Source organism: Streptomyces nitrosporeus, from assembly GCF_008704555.1.
Classification (GTDB): Bacteria; Actinomycetota; Actinomycetes; order Streptomycetales; family Streptomycetaceae; genus Streptomyces; species Streptomyces nitrosporeus.
This window is the reverse complement of record NZ_CP023702.1, coordinates 5,261,660-5,277,221: the sequence shown is the minus strand read 5'-3', so window position 1 is coordinate 5,277,221 and position 15,562 is coordinate 5,261,660. Positions and strand designations below refer to the sequence as shown.

The following is a 15,562-nucleotide window of genomic DNA, read 5'->3' as shown; positions in this document are numbered from 1 at the left end:
CCTCACACTCTGGCCACTCGGTTGTCCGGCCGGAGGGCCAGGCGTGGCGCCGTGACCTGGGCCCCGGGCCGCTTCATGGTCCGGGGCGGCCTCCGGCGAGCACACAGCACAGTACGCGAGCGGCCGCCTTTGGCGCCTCCCGTTTCGCCCGGTGGACACCGGCCGTACGGCGACCACGACACGGCGACACGCGGCGCGGCGGCCACGGCACGGCGGCCACGGCACGGCGCCCCGCGGCACGGCGTCAGGACGCAGCGGCCGGTCCGGCACCGGCCCGGACCCTGTGACCGGCCCGGCCGGACGCAGCCGCCGGCCCGGCCGGTCAGCCACAGCCGACCGGCGACCGGAGGCCATCGGGCCGCCGGCCACCGGTCTTCCCGGGCCCTCAGTCCTTGCCGACGGTCAGCATCCGGTCGACGACGCGGGCGGAGGCCAGGCCGTCCGAGGGTTCGCAGAAGTCGGCCTTGAACCGGTCGTACTTCTCCTGGTACTTCGCGGACACGTCGTCGATGTTGCGGATGGCGTCGACGAGTTCCTCGGACGTCTTGATCAGGGGGCCCGGGGCGCGCGAGGTGAAGTCGAAGTAGAAGCCCCGCAGGGTGTCCCGGTAGTGCTCCAGGTCGTAGGTGAAGAAGAGCATCGGCCGGCCCGAGTGCGCGAAGTCGAACAGCACGGAGGAGTAGTCCGTGATGAGCACGTCGGCGATCAGGTAGAGGTCCGCGATGTCCGGGTAGTACGTGACGTCCCAGACGAAGCCCTGTCCGGCCCCGGGGATGCTGTCGAGGACCTTGTGGTGCTTGCGGTAGAGCAGGACGTGGTCGTCGCCGAGCCGCTTGCGCGCCTCGTCGACGTCGATGCGGTTGTCCAGCTTGAAGCGCCGTCCGCCGTAACGCTGGTCGTCACGCCAGGTCGGCGCGTAGAGGACGACCTTCTTGCCCGCGGGGATGCCCAGCTTCTCCTTCACCGCCGCCGCGCGCTCCACCCGGTCCGGGGCATGGAACACGTCGTTGCGCGGGTACCCGGCCTCCAGCACCTCGCACTGCAGCCGGAAGGCGTTCGTCATGATCGGGGTGGTGAAGGCGTTGGGCGTGATGAACAGGCTGTACTGCCGCGACCGCTGGGGCAGGCTCCCGATGTACGCGAGGTTGGCCTGCGGGGTGCCGAGCAGGTCGGCGCCGATCCGCTTGAGCGGGGTGCCGTGCCAGGTCTGGACGACGACCTGGCCCTCCCGGCGGACGAACCACTCCCGGATGCCGCCGTTGGTCACGATGTAGCGGCTGCGGGCCAGCGCCTCGTACCACTCCTTGCTGGCCCACTCCACACCACGCACACCGGGCGGCAGGATGACCTGCTGGTCGTGGACCATCGCGATGTGCTCGACCTCGGCGCCGCGGCGCACCAGCTCCTCGTAGACCGCGCGCGGGGAGTCGGAGAACTGCTTGCCGCCGAAGCTGTTGTAGAGCACGGCCTCGCGCAGCGGCAGCTTGCGCATCTCGGCGGTGAACTCCTCACGCAGCCGCGCCTGCCGGTAGGCGCCCCGGAGCGCCGGGTCCAGGACCGGGCCGGACTCCAGGAAGATCCGGTCGTAGTCGATCCGCTCCACGGTGTACGTGCGCTTCTCGCCCTGGTGGACGCGCGGCAGGCTCCCGATGAGGTCCGGGCGGATCGACACGGGGACGTCGTGCCGGTGGTCCCACTCGTCCCTGGCGCGCAGGAAGGGCAGCCAGCGCCCCGCCCGCAGGGAGAGGGTGCCGTCGTACGCGGGCATCTCGTCCGGCGTCACCCGGGCGGTGAACCGCCCGTCCTCGAACTCGACGGGGAACGGCTTGTCCTCGTTGCGTCCGCTGTGGCGCAGGACGAACTTCATCCTCTCGGGGGCGGCCCCCGGGTAGGTGCCGGCCAGCAGCAGTTCGCCGCTCCGGGACCACTCGACCCGGTCGACGAGGGGCTGGGGGACCCGGATCTGCGGGGTGAAGTTGCCCGCGCCGTCGGTGCGCACCGCGAATTCGAGGCTGCCCGGGAGCGGCTGGACGCCCGTGCGCAGGCTCTGGGAGATCGTGGCGCGGCGCGTCTTGCCGTCCTCGAACACGATGAGCACCCGGTAGGAGCGGGCCTTGCCGGGGACGACGCCGTCGACGGGCAGCTGGGCGAACGGCACCCGTCCGGTGAAGCGGGTCCATCCGTCGCCGCCGGCGCCGCTCTCCTGGAGCGGGAAGTCCTCGGCGTACTCGGTGGCGGCGTGGTCGAAGCGCAGCGCCGTGGGCCTCTTGCCGTCCGCGCGGGAGCGCAGGGTCACCGTCAGGCCCTCGGCGTCGGTCTCCTGGGACTCCACCTCGGCGGGGACGACGTCCACGGTGAGCTTCAGCCGGTTGCGGTCGAAGCCGGTGACGATCCGCACGCCGTCGTCGACGACCCGGACCGAGCTGTGCCCGGTGGCCCCCGAGTTGCCCTTGAGGACGCTGCCCACCGACATCCCGCCGGGGCGGGGGATGCCGATGCCCAGGCGCCAGGTGCCCGCCTGCCACTGGCCGCGTGTCCGGAGCCGTGCCGGGTCGACGGCGATCTCGAAGCCGGACCAGTCGTAGTGGTGGTGGGCGCTCTTGGCCTCGGCGGTGGCCCTCGGCTCCAGCACCGTGCGCAGCCGCAGCGGCACGGTGCTCCGGCTGCCCTGGCGCCGCAGCACGGCGACCCGCAGCGAACGTTTGCCGGTCGCGGCCGGGACGTTGGGGATGTAGGCGTAGCCGCGGACCTCGAGGCGCCCGTCGCGCCAGGCCAGGCCGAGCAGCTTGCTGCGGACCGGGAGTTCCCTGCGGGTGAAGTTGCGTACCGCCGGAGGGAGCGAGGAGCTCGCTATCCCGGGGAGCTCGATACGGGCCCGCCGCAGGCCCCGGACGGCGAACGCCCCCGGGTTGGCCCGCTCGTACTCCAGGAGTCTGACGAGCTCCTCCCCCCGCCCGGTGGCCGCGAGGTGCCATTTGACCCGGGTGACGGGGGAGAACTTGCGGATCAGTTTCGGGGCGGCCTGTGCCAGAAACTCCTTCGCCGCGCTGTGGAAGGCGGGGCGCTCCTCGACCGGCGTCTCCGGGAAGTACTTCATGAGCCGGTTGAGCTCGGCAGGAATGGTTTCGACGGTTCGGGACGCCACAGCGAGAGGGCCTTTCCGAGGGACTGCGGAGGTGAACCCCTGGAAGACGGGGCGTGAATGAGACGCATAATAGAGCCTCACGGTTGCCGCACAGGAAGCCGTGACATCCCTCACACGGCTCATGGCCGTCCTCCCGCGCCGCCGGCCGGGCGGCTTTGGGGCCGGGCCGGTCAGGTCCGACGCGCCCCGTGCGCCGGCGTGACGCCCCGGACCGTCCGGCCCGCCTTGCGCAGCGCCCGTCCGATGAGTGACGAACGCATCGTCGCGGGCGGCTCGATCCGCCGTCCGCCCACCCACTCCGCCACCGTCATCCGGTACGCCGACTCGGGCAGCGCGGGGCCCTCCCCGAAGTGCGGGTACGCCAGGAAGAGCCGGGCCGGCCGCCGGCCGCGCACGATCTCCGGCTGCCGCCCCTCCTTCATGAACCGCAGCAGGTCCAGGAGGAGATCGGTCCGCCCCTTGGCGACGCAGATCAGCCGCAGCCGCTCCTGGACCTTGAGCCGGAGGGCCAGGCCGCGCGTCCAGTACCGTTCCATCAGCGGGGCGGCCAGTTCCATCTTCCGCCGGCGCACCGTGGCGGACTGCTTCAGCAGTCCGGGTCCGAACTGCGGGAGCAGGGTGATGACGAACGGCCGCACCATCAGCGCGTCCCGTTCGGGTCCCGGCGGCACGTACTCGGCGATGAGGTCCATCAGGGCCCGGGCCGAATCGAAGCGGAGTTCGTAGCTCCCGCTCTTGGTCACGTGTTTTCCGTCGTCGCGGCCGACGAGGTAGTAGCAGGGGTAATCGGCGACGACGGAGACACCGTTGCCCCGCAGGTACGCCTCCATCGTGAAGAGGGCGTCCTCTCCGGTCCTCAGTTTCTCGTCGAACGTCATCCCGAGCCGTACGAGGAGTTCACGGCGGAAGAGTTTCTGGGCGCTCAGTGTGAATTTGACCTGTGAGAAATAGATGTCGGCATGTTCGACGGTCTGCTTCCACATCGATTTCGCGGCGCCCCGGTCGACCCCGGTGATCTTCCCGAGGACGACGTCCGTACCGGCCCGGTCACCCATCGCGACCATCCGTTCCAGGGCCTCCTCGCCGAAGTAGTCGTCGGCGTCCAGGAAGAAGACGTACCGGCCGCGGGCCAGCCCCAGACCGACGTTGCGCGGACCGCTGGGGCCGCCGGAATTCGGCTGGTGGACGACCCGTGTCCGGACGGCGGAGCGGGCGGCGAATTCGTCCAGGTACTCCCCGGTGCCGTCGGTGGAACCGTCGTCCACGGCGATGATCTCGATCCGCCCGGCTCCGAGCGTCTGCGCCTCGACGGACGCGAGGCAGTGCCTCAGATAAGGCATGGCCTGATAGGCGCCGATGACGATGCTGACATCCGGTGTGCTGCTGCTCATCGTTCCCCGGTCCGTCATTTCCTTGTTGTTCGGAATGAACGATGGAACGACGATTCACAGCGCGTTGTACGGAAAGACACGCGAAACGGCCCGTACGTCCCTCCCGAAGGAGGGGTGTACGGGCCGTCGGACGGACCAGCCGGGAGCGGTACCGGCCTGCGCGGAGACCCCGGGGCGGTACCGGCCTGCGCGGAGACCTCGGGGCGATACCGGCCGGCACGGCGCTCCCCGGGGGGAAGCGGTACCGGCCGCCGCGGCGGCCCCCGGGGCCGGACCGGTCAGCGCAGCGAGGAGGGTCCCGCGCCGATCGCCGTGCCGGAGGCGTCGGCCCCGGGCGCGCCCGTCAGGGCGTCGGGGTCGGCGGACTCCGCGGCGGCGGCCACGGCCTGGTCCGCGCCGTCTCCCGCGCCGCTGGTGGCGGCCTCCGCGTCGGGCAGCGGGGCGGCCTGCTCGCCGACCCGCTGGGCGACGCCCGCGTTGCGCGCCTCGGCCCGGGCGGTCAGCGCCCGTACCGCGGCGTTGAACTGCTCCATCGAGGTCGGCTCGTCGGGACCCAGCAGGTAGCCCTTCAGCTCACGCCGGGCCCCGGCCAGCGGGTCCGCCGCCGGGTCGGTGACGGCGTCGAGCAGCTGCCCGAGCTCGGCCGCGCTGTTGGACAGGATGACGGCCGCGCGTACGGCGGTGTTCTGGCGCTTGAACTCCTCCGCGCCGAGCTGCGCCGAGTCCGTGACGGCGTACGGCTTGCCGCTCGCGATGAAGTCGGACACCACGCTGGAGATGTCGGAGACCATCGCGTCGGACTGGTTGAAGCAGTCGTAGAGCTTCGGCTGGGCCCCGCTCACGGTCCGGTGCTCCCACCAGCCGAAGGAGCTCCAGTAGGCGTCGTTCCACTCGGCGCGCAGGCGGCTGATCTCGGCGTGCCGCGCGGGGTCGGCGAGCGAGACGCGCGAGATCTCCGAGTCGTCGCCGCCCGTGTGGCCGGACCGTTCCAGCTCGGCCAGCCGGGCCTCGATCCTGGCCAGCTCGGCCTTCGCGGCCTGCCGGCCGGACGCGGCGGCGGACGCCTCCTTCGCCCAGCGGGGGTCGGCGGCGCGGTCCTGGGCGGCCTTGGTGATCATTTCCTTGATCCGGGCGTCGACGGCCTTGGCCCGGGCGCTGCGGATGCCGGTGAACGGGTGCGGCTTGTAGATCACGCGGACCGGCCGGTCCGCCTCCAGCAGCCGCCGGACGATGTTCTCTCCCGCCAGCAGCAGCGAGGTGTTGCCGGGGTTGTCGTCCCAGCCCTCCCAGGTGGGGGCGTAGAGCACCGTGGGGACGGGGTTCCTCGTCGTCCCGGTCCAGCTCTGGATGGGGGCCAGCTGAGGACGCCCCACCTCCACGATGTCCTCGTCGCGGATGCCGACGTCGGCCAGCGCGTACCGGTCGCGGCCGGCCCGGCCCGCCGTCCATACCTCGTCGTAGACCTTGGAGTACGGGTTGACACTGGCCAGCTTGTCGCTGTCGCCGTGTCCGATGAAGACGTGCTTCATGGTCGGCACACGCAGCATGTGGATGTTCTTGCCGACGTTGGCGGGGTAGAGGCAGACCCGGACGGTGGACAGGTCCATGTTCATCAGATGGGTCCCGCCGGGGACGCACACCACCGGCACGGACGTCTCGGCCAGCTGCGGCACGAGGTTGCGCTCACGCATCACGATCAGCGGCCGTCCCTCGACGGCGGCCATGGTCTCCAGCCACATGTTGCCCTGGTAGGCGGACTCGTTGGAGCCGGAGAAGTAGAGCACCACGGTCGGCTGGTACTCGCGCAGCCAGGTGTCCAGCGCCTTCAGCACCACCGGGGCCGGCGGCACCAGGCGGCCGCGCCGCACGTACGGCAGGAGCAGCGCGTTGTACGCGATGCCCAGCGCCAGCGTCGCGGCGGCGCCGGCGTACCCGAAGACGTTCCGGCCCGTCTCGGCCGCGAACAGGATGCCGGCCACCGCGGGGATGTCGAGGTGCAGCATCTTCTCGGCGGAGCGGTGCAGCAGGGTCTGCGGCGGTGCGTCGGGGATGCGGACTGCGTGCAGGTCCACGTTGCGGGTGACGATCGGCATGGTGCGGCGCAGCCGGATCAGGGTGGTCAGCGCGCCGTGCGGGGCCTGGAGGCCGTAGAAGAGCAGGAAGCAGGCCACCGCGACGAAGAAGAGGGGTTCCTCGGCGAGGTCCAGCCGGGCCAGCAGCAGGACGATCATCAGCTGGCGGAGCAGGAAGCGGATCGGCAGTCCGGCCCGCACCTTGCCGAGCCTGTTGACGAGGTAGCTGCCGCGCTGGTGCAGATACCAGTCGCAGACGTACGTGACCGCTGTGGCCGCCGCGAAGAGCCAGATACCGGGAAGAAGCGCGGCGACCATGATGCACGGGTAGCCGAGCAGCATCAGGACCGCCGCCGCGAGTTCTGACCGGCTGCCCACACGGGCCAGGCGAATGGCTTTCGAAATCACGAGGAACCTGCTCCAGAGGGGTGCCGGTTGTTTCACGTATTGAGGGAAATGTGAAGGTGCGGCTTCACGCATACGGGCCTCTGCGGTCGCTTTCCGGCGATCACAGAGGCCCGTAAAAAGATGTTCATTTGTCAGGAATTATGACACATCTTCCTGACGGTCCAGCACGGAGGCCAGGGCCTGTTCGAAGCCGGACGCGTCGACGGCGTCCCGGGTCGGATCCTGCTGCCGCACGTCGATGACGTGGCCGGTCAGTGCGGAGAGCAGGACGTCCAGCGAGGTGCGGGCCACGGCCTCCGAGGAGAGCAGGGAGCCCTCCGGCTCCTTGCCGAACGCCTTGGTGCGCATCGGGGTCGCGGTGCGCTCCGGGTTCACGCAGTTGACCCGGATGCCTTCGCCGGCCCACTCGTCCGCGAGCGCCTGGGTGAGGTTCACCATGGCGGCCTTGGTGGAGGAGTAGAGGCTGTACTCGGCGCGGCCGCGGGTGTAGCTGCTGGAGGTGTAGAGCAGCAGCTGGCCCTTGGTCTCGACCAGGTACTTGTACGAGGCGCGGGCGATCTGGACGGGCGCCAGGTAGTTGACGTTCAGCGCTTCCTGGATGGTCGCGTTGTCGGTCTCGGCCAGCTTGCCGATGCGCAGCACACCCGCGGTGTTGATGACGTAGTCGACGCGCCCGGTCTCCGCGTACGCCTTGGAGAGCGCGTCGTCGATGTCCTCGGGGTTCTCCACGTGGGTACCGGTGGTGGAGCGGCCCAGCGCGTAGACGGTGGCTCCGTAGCTCTCGGCGAGCGACGCGATGTCGGCGCCGATGCCGTACGAACCGCCGAAGACCACCAGGGTCCTGCCGGACAGCAGTTCGCGGTACGCGGCCTCGTCGGCCTGGCGCGGGGCGGCCGTGGAGGCCAGCTGGAAGAGCTTGTCAGTGATGAAGACGTCGACCGGCTGGGTCACCTTCATGTTGTACTCGTCGCCCGCGACCACGTGGATCGGCACGTCGGGGAGGTACTTGAGGACCACCGAGCAGTCGTCGGTGGCCTGGAAGTTCGGGTCGCCGGCCGCGACCGCGTACGCCTTGCGGATCGTGGAGAGCTTGAACGCCTGCGGGGTCTGGCCGCGGCGCAGCCGCGAGCGGTCCGGGACGTCGGTGATGAACTCGCCGTCCTCGCCGTGGGTGCGGGTCACGATGATCGTGTCCGCGGAGGGGATGGCCACGTCGACCGCCTGGTAGCGCTCCAGCGCGTCGACGCAGTCCTTGATGACCCGCTGCGACAGCAGGGGGCGGACGGCGTCGTGGAACAGGACGTTGCGGTCCTCGCCCTCCGCGAGCCCCTCGCCGAGCGCCTGGATGGCACGCTCGGTGGTCTCGTTCCGGGTGCTCCCGCCTTCGATGACCTTGACGACCTTGGACAGCCCGGCCTTGGCGACGATCTTCTCGACGTCGGGCACGAAGCCGGGCGCCATCAGGACGATGACGTCGTCGATGTCCTCGGCGTTCTCGAAGATGGTCAGCGTGTGCTCGATGACGGCCTTGCCGGCGATCTTCAGCAACTGCTTGGGGATCGACAGGCCCACGCGCTGGCCGGTACCGCCGGCGAGCACGACCGCAGTGGTCCGGGGCTTGGCTTCATGAGGCACAGACACAGACGACCTACCTTGCGATGACATGGGGGAACTGTGTGATGGTCGCACTCTCCGTGAGCGTCTCGCAAGGTGGACGTTTATCTCCGCTCTCCCCTGGGAAACCCGGAGTTCACCGCTGGCCAGGCGGATTGGGCCGCTCCCGGCCCGCGGCGGGGTGACGGACCCCACAGGCGCGCGCCCCGGTCCCCTTGCCGCGTACGGCCCCACCGGCCCCCGCCTGGGCGTTTCCCGTGCGGAAACACCCGGGCGGGGGCGGCGGCGCCCACCGCGGGACCGCCTAGAAGGGGTCGAACTCGTCGTACGCGCGCTGCGCCTCGTCGCGCTCGGCCTCACGGTCCCGGCGGCGCTGCTCGGCGGGACGCGGGGCCTCCAGGCGGTGGTCCTCGCCCCGGCGGCCCAGCATCTCGGCGCCGGCCGTGACGGTGGGCTCCCAGTCGAAGACGACCGCGTTGTCCTCGGGCCCGATGGCCACGCCGTCCCCGGCGCGGGCACCCGCCTTGCGCAGCTCGTCCTCGACGCCGAGGCGGTTGAGCCGGTCGGCGAGGTAGCCGACGGCCTCGTCGTTGTTGAAGTCGGTCTGCCGGATCCAGCGCTCGGGCTTCTCGCCGCGCACCCGGTAGAGCCCGTCCTCCTCCACCGTCACGGTGAAGCCGGCGTCGTCCACGGCCTTCGGGCGGATGACGACCCGGGTCGACTCCTCCTTCGGCTTGCGGGCGCGCGCCTCGGCGATGATCCCGGCGAGGGCGTAGCTGAGCTCGTTGAGGCCCTTGTGCGCGATGGCCGAGACCTCGAAGACGCGGTAGCCGCGCGCCTCCAGGTCCGGGCGGATCATGTCGGCGAGGTCCTGGCCGTCGGGGATGTCGACCTTGTTCAGGGCGACGATGCGCGGCCGGTCCTCCAGTCCGCCGTACAGCCGCAGCTCCTCCTCGATCATGTCGAGGTCGGAGACGGGGTCGCGGTCCGACTCCAGCGTCGCGGTGTCCAGGACGTGCACGAGGACGGAGCAGCGCTCCACGTGCCGCAGGAACTCCAGGCCGAGGCCCTTGCCCTGGCTGGCTCCCGGGATGAGCCCGGGGACGTCCGCGATGGTGTAGACGGTCGAACCGGCGGTCACCACGCCCAGGTTGGGCACGAGGGTGGTGAACGGGTAGTCGGCGATCTTCGGCTTGGCCGCGGAGAGCACCGAGATCAGGGAGGACTTGCCGGCGCTCGGGTAGCCGACGAGGGCGACGTCGGCGACGGTCTTGAGCTCCAGGACGATGTCCCGGCTCTCCCCCGGCTCACCGAGCAGCGCGAAGCCGGGCGCCTTGCGGCGGGCCGAGGCCAGCGCGGCGTTGCCGAGCCCGCCGCGGCCGCCCTGTCCGGCGACGAAGGTGGTGCCCTGGCCGACCATGTCCGCCAGGACGTTGCCGGCCTTGTCGAGGACGACGGTGCCGTCCGGGACGGGCAGCACGAGGTCCTGGCCGTCCTTGCCGGAACGGTTGTCACCGGCGCCGGGCTGGCCGTTGGTGGCCTTGCGGTGGGGGTGGTGGTGGTAGTCCAGCAGCGTGGTCACGGACTGCTCGACGACGAGGACGACATCGCCGCCGCGCCCGCCGTTGCCCCCGTCGGGGCCGCCCAGCGGCTTGAACTTCTCACGGTGTACGGAGGCCACGCCGTGGCCTCCGTTACCCGCGGCGGCATGCAGCTCGACGCGGTCCACGAAGGTGGTCATGGTGGGTGCCTCCAGGTACTGCCGGTAAATGCGGAATTATCTCTTGACGTAACGCGCCGAGGGCGGACCCGCTTCCCCGTGTCCACCGGGAAAGCCGAGATCCGCCCTCGGAAGGTGCTGAGTCGTTCAGCCGGTCACTGCCTGGAATCAGGCGGCGACGGGAACGATGTTCACGACCTTGCGGCCACGGTGCGTACCGAACTCCACCGCACCGGCGGTCAGCGCGAACAGCGTGTCGTCGCCGCCACGGCCGACGCCCGTGCCCGGGTGGAAGTGGGTGCCGCGCTGGCGGACCAGGATCTCACCGGCGTTGACGGCCTGGCCGCCGAAGCGCTTGACGCCGAGCCGCTGAGCGTTGGAATCGCGCCCGTTCCGAGTGGACGATGCGCCCTTCTTGTGTGCCATGTCTCCTCAGTCCCTTACTTCGCAGCCGCGGGGATGCCGGTGACCTTGATCGCCGTGTACTGCTGGCGGTGACCCTGGCGGCGGCGGTAACCGGTCTTGTTCTTGTAGCGAAGGATGTCGATCTTCGCGCCCTTGTGGTGGTCCACGACCTCGGCCGTGACCTTGATGCCGTCCAGGACCCACGGGTCGCTGGTCACGGCGTCGCCGTCGACAACGAGCAGGGTCGAGAGCTCGACCGTGTCGCCAACCTTGGCGGTGGAAATCTTGTCAACCTCAACGATGTCGCCGACAGCAACCTTGTGCTGGCGACCACCGCTGCGCACGATGGCGTACACGCGGATCTCTCTCTCACTCGGAACGGATCCCCTGATGCCAGCCGCCCGCGCGGGCCGGGGCCCGCGACAGTCCGGAAGGATGAGCGGCCTCCCCCGGGGACGGATCACCGGGAGGGATGTGCTCAGGGGGCAGGCGCACACAGATACGCCGACGGTCTAGGTTACGGGGCGGGATCCGGGTTGTCCAAACCGGCTCCCCCGTAGGCGAAGGGGCCGCCGGGGGACGGACCTCTCCGGGCCGGACCGTCAGGAGACCGGAGCCTCGCGCGGCTGGAGCATCCGGGTCATGAGGTTCTCCGTCGCCCTCTGGACCTGCTTGTTCTCGTGCTCGGGCTCGCTCAGGGCGAGGGGCCAGTGGAAGGTCCCCGCGACGAAGACGAGGGTGCCCTCCGCATTCACGCAGAGGCTGGTGTTCTGGGTCCTGCGCCCCCGCCCCATGCTGTCGCCGTAGGGGGAGGCGGAGAGCAGTACCTGTTCGGTGTCCTCGGGCCGCGGCATGGACGGGTTGAAGCCGTCGGCCTCGACGGCGACCAGGTCGGGGATCTCGTCGCCGTCCCGGAGGCCCGTCCCCTCCCAGAACCAGTGCTTGCTCTCCTTCACCACCAGCGGGACGGGTTCGGTCAGGATGCCGTTGTACTGGACGCCCAGGAGGCCCTGTTCCGCCTTGCGGTGCTTCTTGCCGAGGGAGCGCCAGCGCACCGTGGGGCCCGCCGTGCCCGGCTCGGGGTCCGGTGCCTCCTTGTAGCAGGTCACCACGCGGCCGGGGCGCGCGTCGGCCGACTCCTCGACGCGTATGTGGAAGTAGATGTTGTTGGAGCCCAGGAACGCGAGGTGCGTTCCGGCTCCGACGGCCCGCTCGGCGCAGTCGCGCATCTCCTGGGACCAGTACTCGTCGTGTCCGGAGAACAGCATGACGGTGTACTTCGAGGGGTCGACGCGCCCTTCGTGGAGGTCGACGCCGCTGGCGTAGGTGACGTCGTAGCCCTGGCTCTCCAGCCACCGCGCGGCGCTGGTGTCCATGTTCATCCAGCGGGCCGTGCCGGAGTCGGCGTAGGGCCGGTCGAAGGACACCCGGAACGCGCGGACCTCGTTGCCGCCGATCACGCCTTCCGAGGCGTACCCCTTGTACAGGTTCTTCCCGGTGTGGCCGTCGAGGGGCCACAGGTTGTACGCCTGGTACGTCGTGAAGGGGACCACGACCAGGACGTCGGACCGGCGCTCGGTGTCACGTACGACGAAGGGGGTGGAGCTGCGGTAGCCGTCCTGTGAGGTGAAGACCGCCAGGAAAAAGCCCGACACCCAGTCCTCGGGGACGTCCAGGGTCCAGGAGGCGGGCCAGTCGCAGGCGATCAGCCCGGTGGCGGGGTCCGCCTCGGGCTTCGTGCGCCGCTGGACGGGCACGTCCTCGCCGGCCGCCATTCGGCGTGCTCCGGCACCGCCGTAGTGCCCCACCCGGTAGATCTCCACCGTGCAGGTCTGCGTGCGGTGGGAGGAGATGTGGAAGTCGATCGGCTCGCCCGGCGGGACGGACGTCCGCGACGCGTATCCCTGGATCTGCGCGGCATCGTCCTTCACGCCCACCGTGCCGTCGCGGCCGGCGGCCCACCGGTCCGAGCCGGCCGCCCGGTTCTCGTCCACGACGGGATTGTCGCCGGTGCTGGGCGCGGGCCTGGTCGTCGCGGCGGACCCGGCCTCCCCGGGGAGCCGGCAGCCGGCCAGCCCCACCGCGCCGATTCCGATCGCGCCGAGCGCCGCACGGCGCGTCACCTTCGACACAGGAGCCCTTCCGAAGCCTCAGCGCTGGGCCTCGTGCCTCACGCTCCACATCTGCCGCGCCGGGAGGACCCACGCGCTCCGAGCCGCCCGACGAGGGCTGATCGTAAGGGAGTTACCCCTACCCTGTGGAGAGCCTGTGCTTGTGGGGCCGGCCACAGTTCACCTGCGCAGGGTTGCGGGACGGGCCCCTGATGTGGGATCGGACCGTCACGGGCGGGCCGTGCGGGCGGGAATCGTATGCTCAGCGGGAAATCCCGCCCGCCAGGAAGGCTCAGCACGTGAACTACAGGGTCCAGCCCACCGCCCAGGTCGACGAGAGCGCCGAGATCGGTGACGGCAGCAGCGTCTGGGAGCTCGCCCAGATCCGTGAGGGTGCCCGGCTCGGCGAGGGCTGCGTGGTGGGCCGGGGCGCCTACGTGGGCACCGGCGTGCGTATCGGGAACAACGTCAAGCTGCAGAACTACGCCCTGGTGTACGAGCCGGCCGAGCTGGGCGACGGCGTCTTCGTCGGCCCCGCCGTGGTCCTCACCAACGACCACAACCCGCGCTCGGTCGACCCCGAGGGCAAGCAGAAGCGCGGGGGCGACTGGGAGGCCGTGGGCGTGAAGGTCGCCGAGGGCGCCTCCCTGGGAGCCCGGTCCGTCTGTGTCGCACCGGTACGGATCGGGCGGTGGGCCATGGTGGCCGCAGGTGCCGTGGTCACCAAGGACGTGCCCGACTTCGCCCTGGTCGTGGGCGTCCCCGCCCGGCACGTCGGCTGGGTGGGCCGAGCCGGGGTCAAGCTGGCGGAGCGCGCGGGCGAGCCGGGCGTGTGGGAGTGCCCCTCGACCGGCACGGTGTACGAGGAGCACGAGGGCGTCCTCACCGAGCGGGCGGTCTGACACCGCCGCCCCGCCCCCGCGCCGGGTCCCGGCCGTCACGGCGCGAGGACGAGCTGCGGCCGCGCCCCTCTCCACCGGTTCCGCGTGCCGGGGCGCCGCCGTCCCGGCACGCACCGCGGCACAGCCCGGCGCGACGGGCGCGGGGGAGGACGCCGCCCTCCCCCGCGTCCGGGCGTGCTTACCGGACGGCCATGCCGAACGCGGCTGCGGCCGCCGGCAGTCCTCCCTGCCCCGGCTTCCAGGTCCTGACCGGGGCTCCCCCGTCCGCGGTGTTCCAGGGGAAGGCGTACACGGCCCGCCCCTCGGCGGGGCCGTAGGGGATGCCGACGTACAGGGCGTCGGGGGCCGCCGCGAGGCTGAGGCCGGTGAACATCCGCGGCGCGCCCGCCGACGGGATGCCGTTGCCGGGACTGATCCAGCTGTCGCTCGCCCCGGGGTCGCCCAGCATCGAGAACAGCTGCACTCCGCCCTCGTCCTTCCGCTGCGCGTCCGCCTCGTCGCCCGGTACGCCCACCGCCAGCCGCATGCCCGCCGCGGTGCTGACCACGTTGGTCGCGGTGTTCACCGCTGCCAGGCGCTGGCCGAAGAAGTCGCCCGCAGCCGCGTCCCCCGCCACCCCGGCCGTGTTCCTGTCCAGCCACTGGGTCTGCACGACCGTGTGGTCGGCCTTGATCTGGTAGAGCTGCACCGCCCCGGCGTCCTCGGTCTCCCCGAGGTCCTCGTACGGCACTCCCACCGCCAGCATGACGTCGCTGACCGTCGCCGCCCCGGCGGGCCGGTAGGGGGCCATGGCGAGGGAGAAGCCGTACTGGTCCCCGGTCTCCCCCACCTCGTCGCCGGATCCCGTGCGTACCTGCCCCATTCCGAACAAGGGCAAGGGGATGCCGTCGGTGTTGATGGACGGCACGAACACATGGAGACCGCCGGCCTGGGTCACCGATTCACGCGACTCGCCGGGAACTCCGACGGCGAAGCGCCGGTCGGTGCCGGCCAGGGACGCGCCGAACCGGTCGTAAGCCTCCGCGTCCTCCCACACCCCCGGAGAATCCTGCGTCACATTGGAGACGCTGGAGAACGTCGCACCCGCGACATAGTGGATCATGCCCATGTCGACCACACCCTGGTAGTCCTCCCCCGGGACCCCTATCACCAGGAAGGGCACCGATGTGGCCGACAGCCCGGACGTGAGGGAGTACCCCAGCATGTCCCCGTGTTCGGCCGAGGAACTGCCCAGGTTCGTTCCCTGGACGAACCCGCTGCTGGCCCGCCCCTTGCCGAGTCCGTCGACCGATCCGTAGACGATCTGGACGTATCCGGCGTCGACGACGTCCCCGACGTCCTCGTAGGGAATGCCCACGGCCAGGTCGCTGCAGCCGTCCTTGTCGGCGTCGTAGACGGACAGCGCGTAGCCGAACTGGTCCCCGGCCTCGGCCGCGTCGGCGACGTTCGTCGCCGACTGCGAGATCTCCGCCACGCCACCGCCGCCGTAGGAGATCCGCACCAGGCCTGCCTTCGCCTGGCCGGAGACGGTCGCCAGCGGATCCGCGATGGCAACGTCCTTGATCCCGTCACCGTCGAAATCCGTCATACCGGCTCCCGCGCATGAGGCGGCCGCGTACGCCGGGACGGCCGTGGCCGCACCGGCGGCACCGAAGAACAACAGCCCCGCGGTCAGCGCCCTGAGAGTTCCGTACCGCCTGGTCCGGACCGAACTGATCATGTGAAGGTTTCCCACCCGTTCCGTAGAGGATCAGCCAGGAGCTTCCGTCCGCGCAGAGGGGATGGGCAAGTATC

Annotated in this window: 10 protein-coding genes; 1 reads left to right on the top strand and 9 read right to left on the bottom strand. The window is 70.9% G+C overall.

Features of this window, described 5'->3' with window-relative positions:
- Window positions 1–385 precede the first annotated feature (385 nt).
- The 8 genes from CP967_RS23265 to CP967_RS23230 form a co-directional block, all read right to left on the bottom strand.
- Window positions 386–3,097, bottom strand: a complete 2,712-nt coding sequence (locus CP967_RS23265; protein WP_150492002.1) for a CDP-glycerol glycerophosphotransferase family protein — start codon at window positions 3,095–3,097, stop codon at window positions 386–388.
- A gap of 218 nt (window positions 3,098–3,315) precedes the next feature.
- Window positions 3,316–4,536: a glycosyltransferase family 2 protein gene (locus CP967_RS23260; RefSeq protein WP_150489829.1), complete on the bottom strand. Its 1,221-nt coding sequence runs from the start codon at window positions 4,534–4,536 to the stop codon at window positions 3,316–3,318.
- A 278-nt stretch (window positions 4,537–4,814) separates the two neighbouring features.
- A complete protein-coding gene (locus tag CP967_RS23255; RefSeq protein ID WP_150489828.1) occupies window positions 4,815–7,016 on the bottom strand; it encodes a hypothetical protein in 2,202 nt (733 codons plus the stop codon).
- A 138-nt stretch (window positions 7,017–7,154) separates the two neighbouring features.
- Entirely contained in the window at window positions 7,155–8,657 is a 1,503-nt protein-coding gene (locus CP967_RS23250) for a bifunctional cytidylyltransferase/SDR family oxidoreductase (RefSeq protein WP_150489827.1), read from the bottom strand.
- A gap of 277 nt (window positions 8,658–8,934) precedes the next feature.
- Entirely contained in the window at window positions 8,935–10,371 is a 1,437-nt protein-coding gene (obgE, locus tag CP967_RS23245; RefSeq protein ID WP_150489826.1) for a GTPase ObgE, read from the bottom strand.
- Window positions 10,372–10,518: 147 nt separating this feature from the next.
- Window positions 10,519–10,776, bottom strand: a complete 258-nt coding sequence (gene rpmA / locus CP967_RS23240) for a 50S ribosomal protein L27 (RefSeq protein WP_014045902.1) — start codon at window positions 10,774–10,776, stop codon at window positions 10,519–10,521.
- Between the two features lie 14 nt (window positions 10,777–10,790).
- The gene (gene rplU / locus CP967_RS23235) at window positions 10,791–11,111 is read right to left on the bottom strand and encodes a 50S ribosomal protein L21 (protein WP_018487143.1); all 321 of its coding nucleotides are present in this window, start codon (window positions 11,109–11,111) and stop codon (window positions 10,791–10,793) included.
- A 246-nt stretch (window positions 11,112–11,357) separates the two neighbouring features.
- Complete coding sequence (locus CP967_RS23230; RefSeq protein WP_229888230.1) at window positions 11,358–12,887, bottom strand: N,N-dimethylformamidase beta subunit family domain-containing protein; 1,530 nt, start codon at window positions 12,885–12,887, stop codon at window positions 11,358–11,360.
- A gap of 278 nt (window positions 12,888–13,165) precedes the next feature.
- Here CP967_RS23230 and CP967_RS23225 point away from each other — a divergent pair, with 278 nt between their 5' ends.
- Window positions 13,166–13,768, top strand: coding sequence for an acyltransferase (locus CP967_RS23225; protein ID WP_150489825.1), 603 nt, complete (start codon window positions 13,166–13,168; stop codon window positions 13,766–13,768).
- Window positions 13,769–13,946: 178 nt separating this feature from the next.
- Here the strand turns inward: CP967_RS23225 and CP967_RS23220 are convergent, their stop codons facing one another.
- On the bottom strand, window positions 13,947–15,356 hold the full coding sequence (locus CP967_RS23220) for a VCBS repeat-containing protein (protein ID WP_150489824.1): 1,410 nt from the start codon (window positions 15,354–15,356) through the stop codon (window positions 13,947–13,949).
- Window positions 15,357–15,562: the final 206 nt, after the last annotated feature.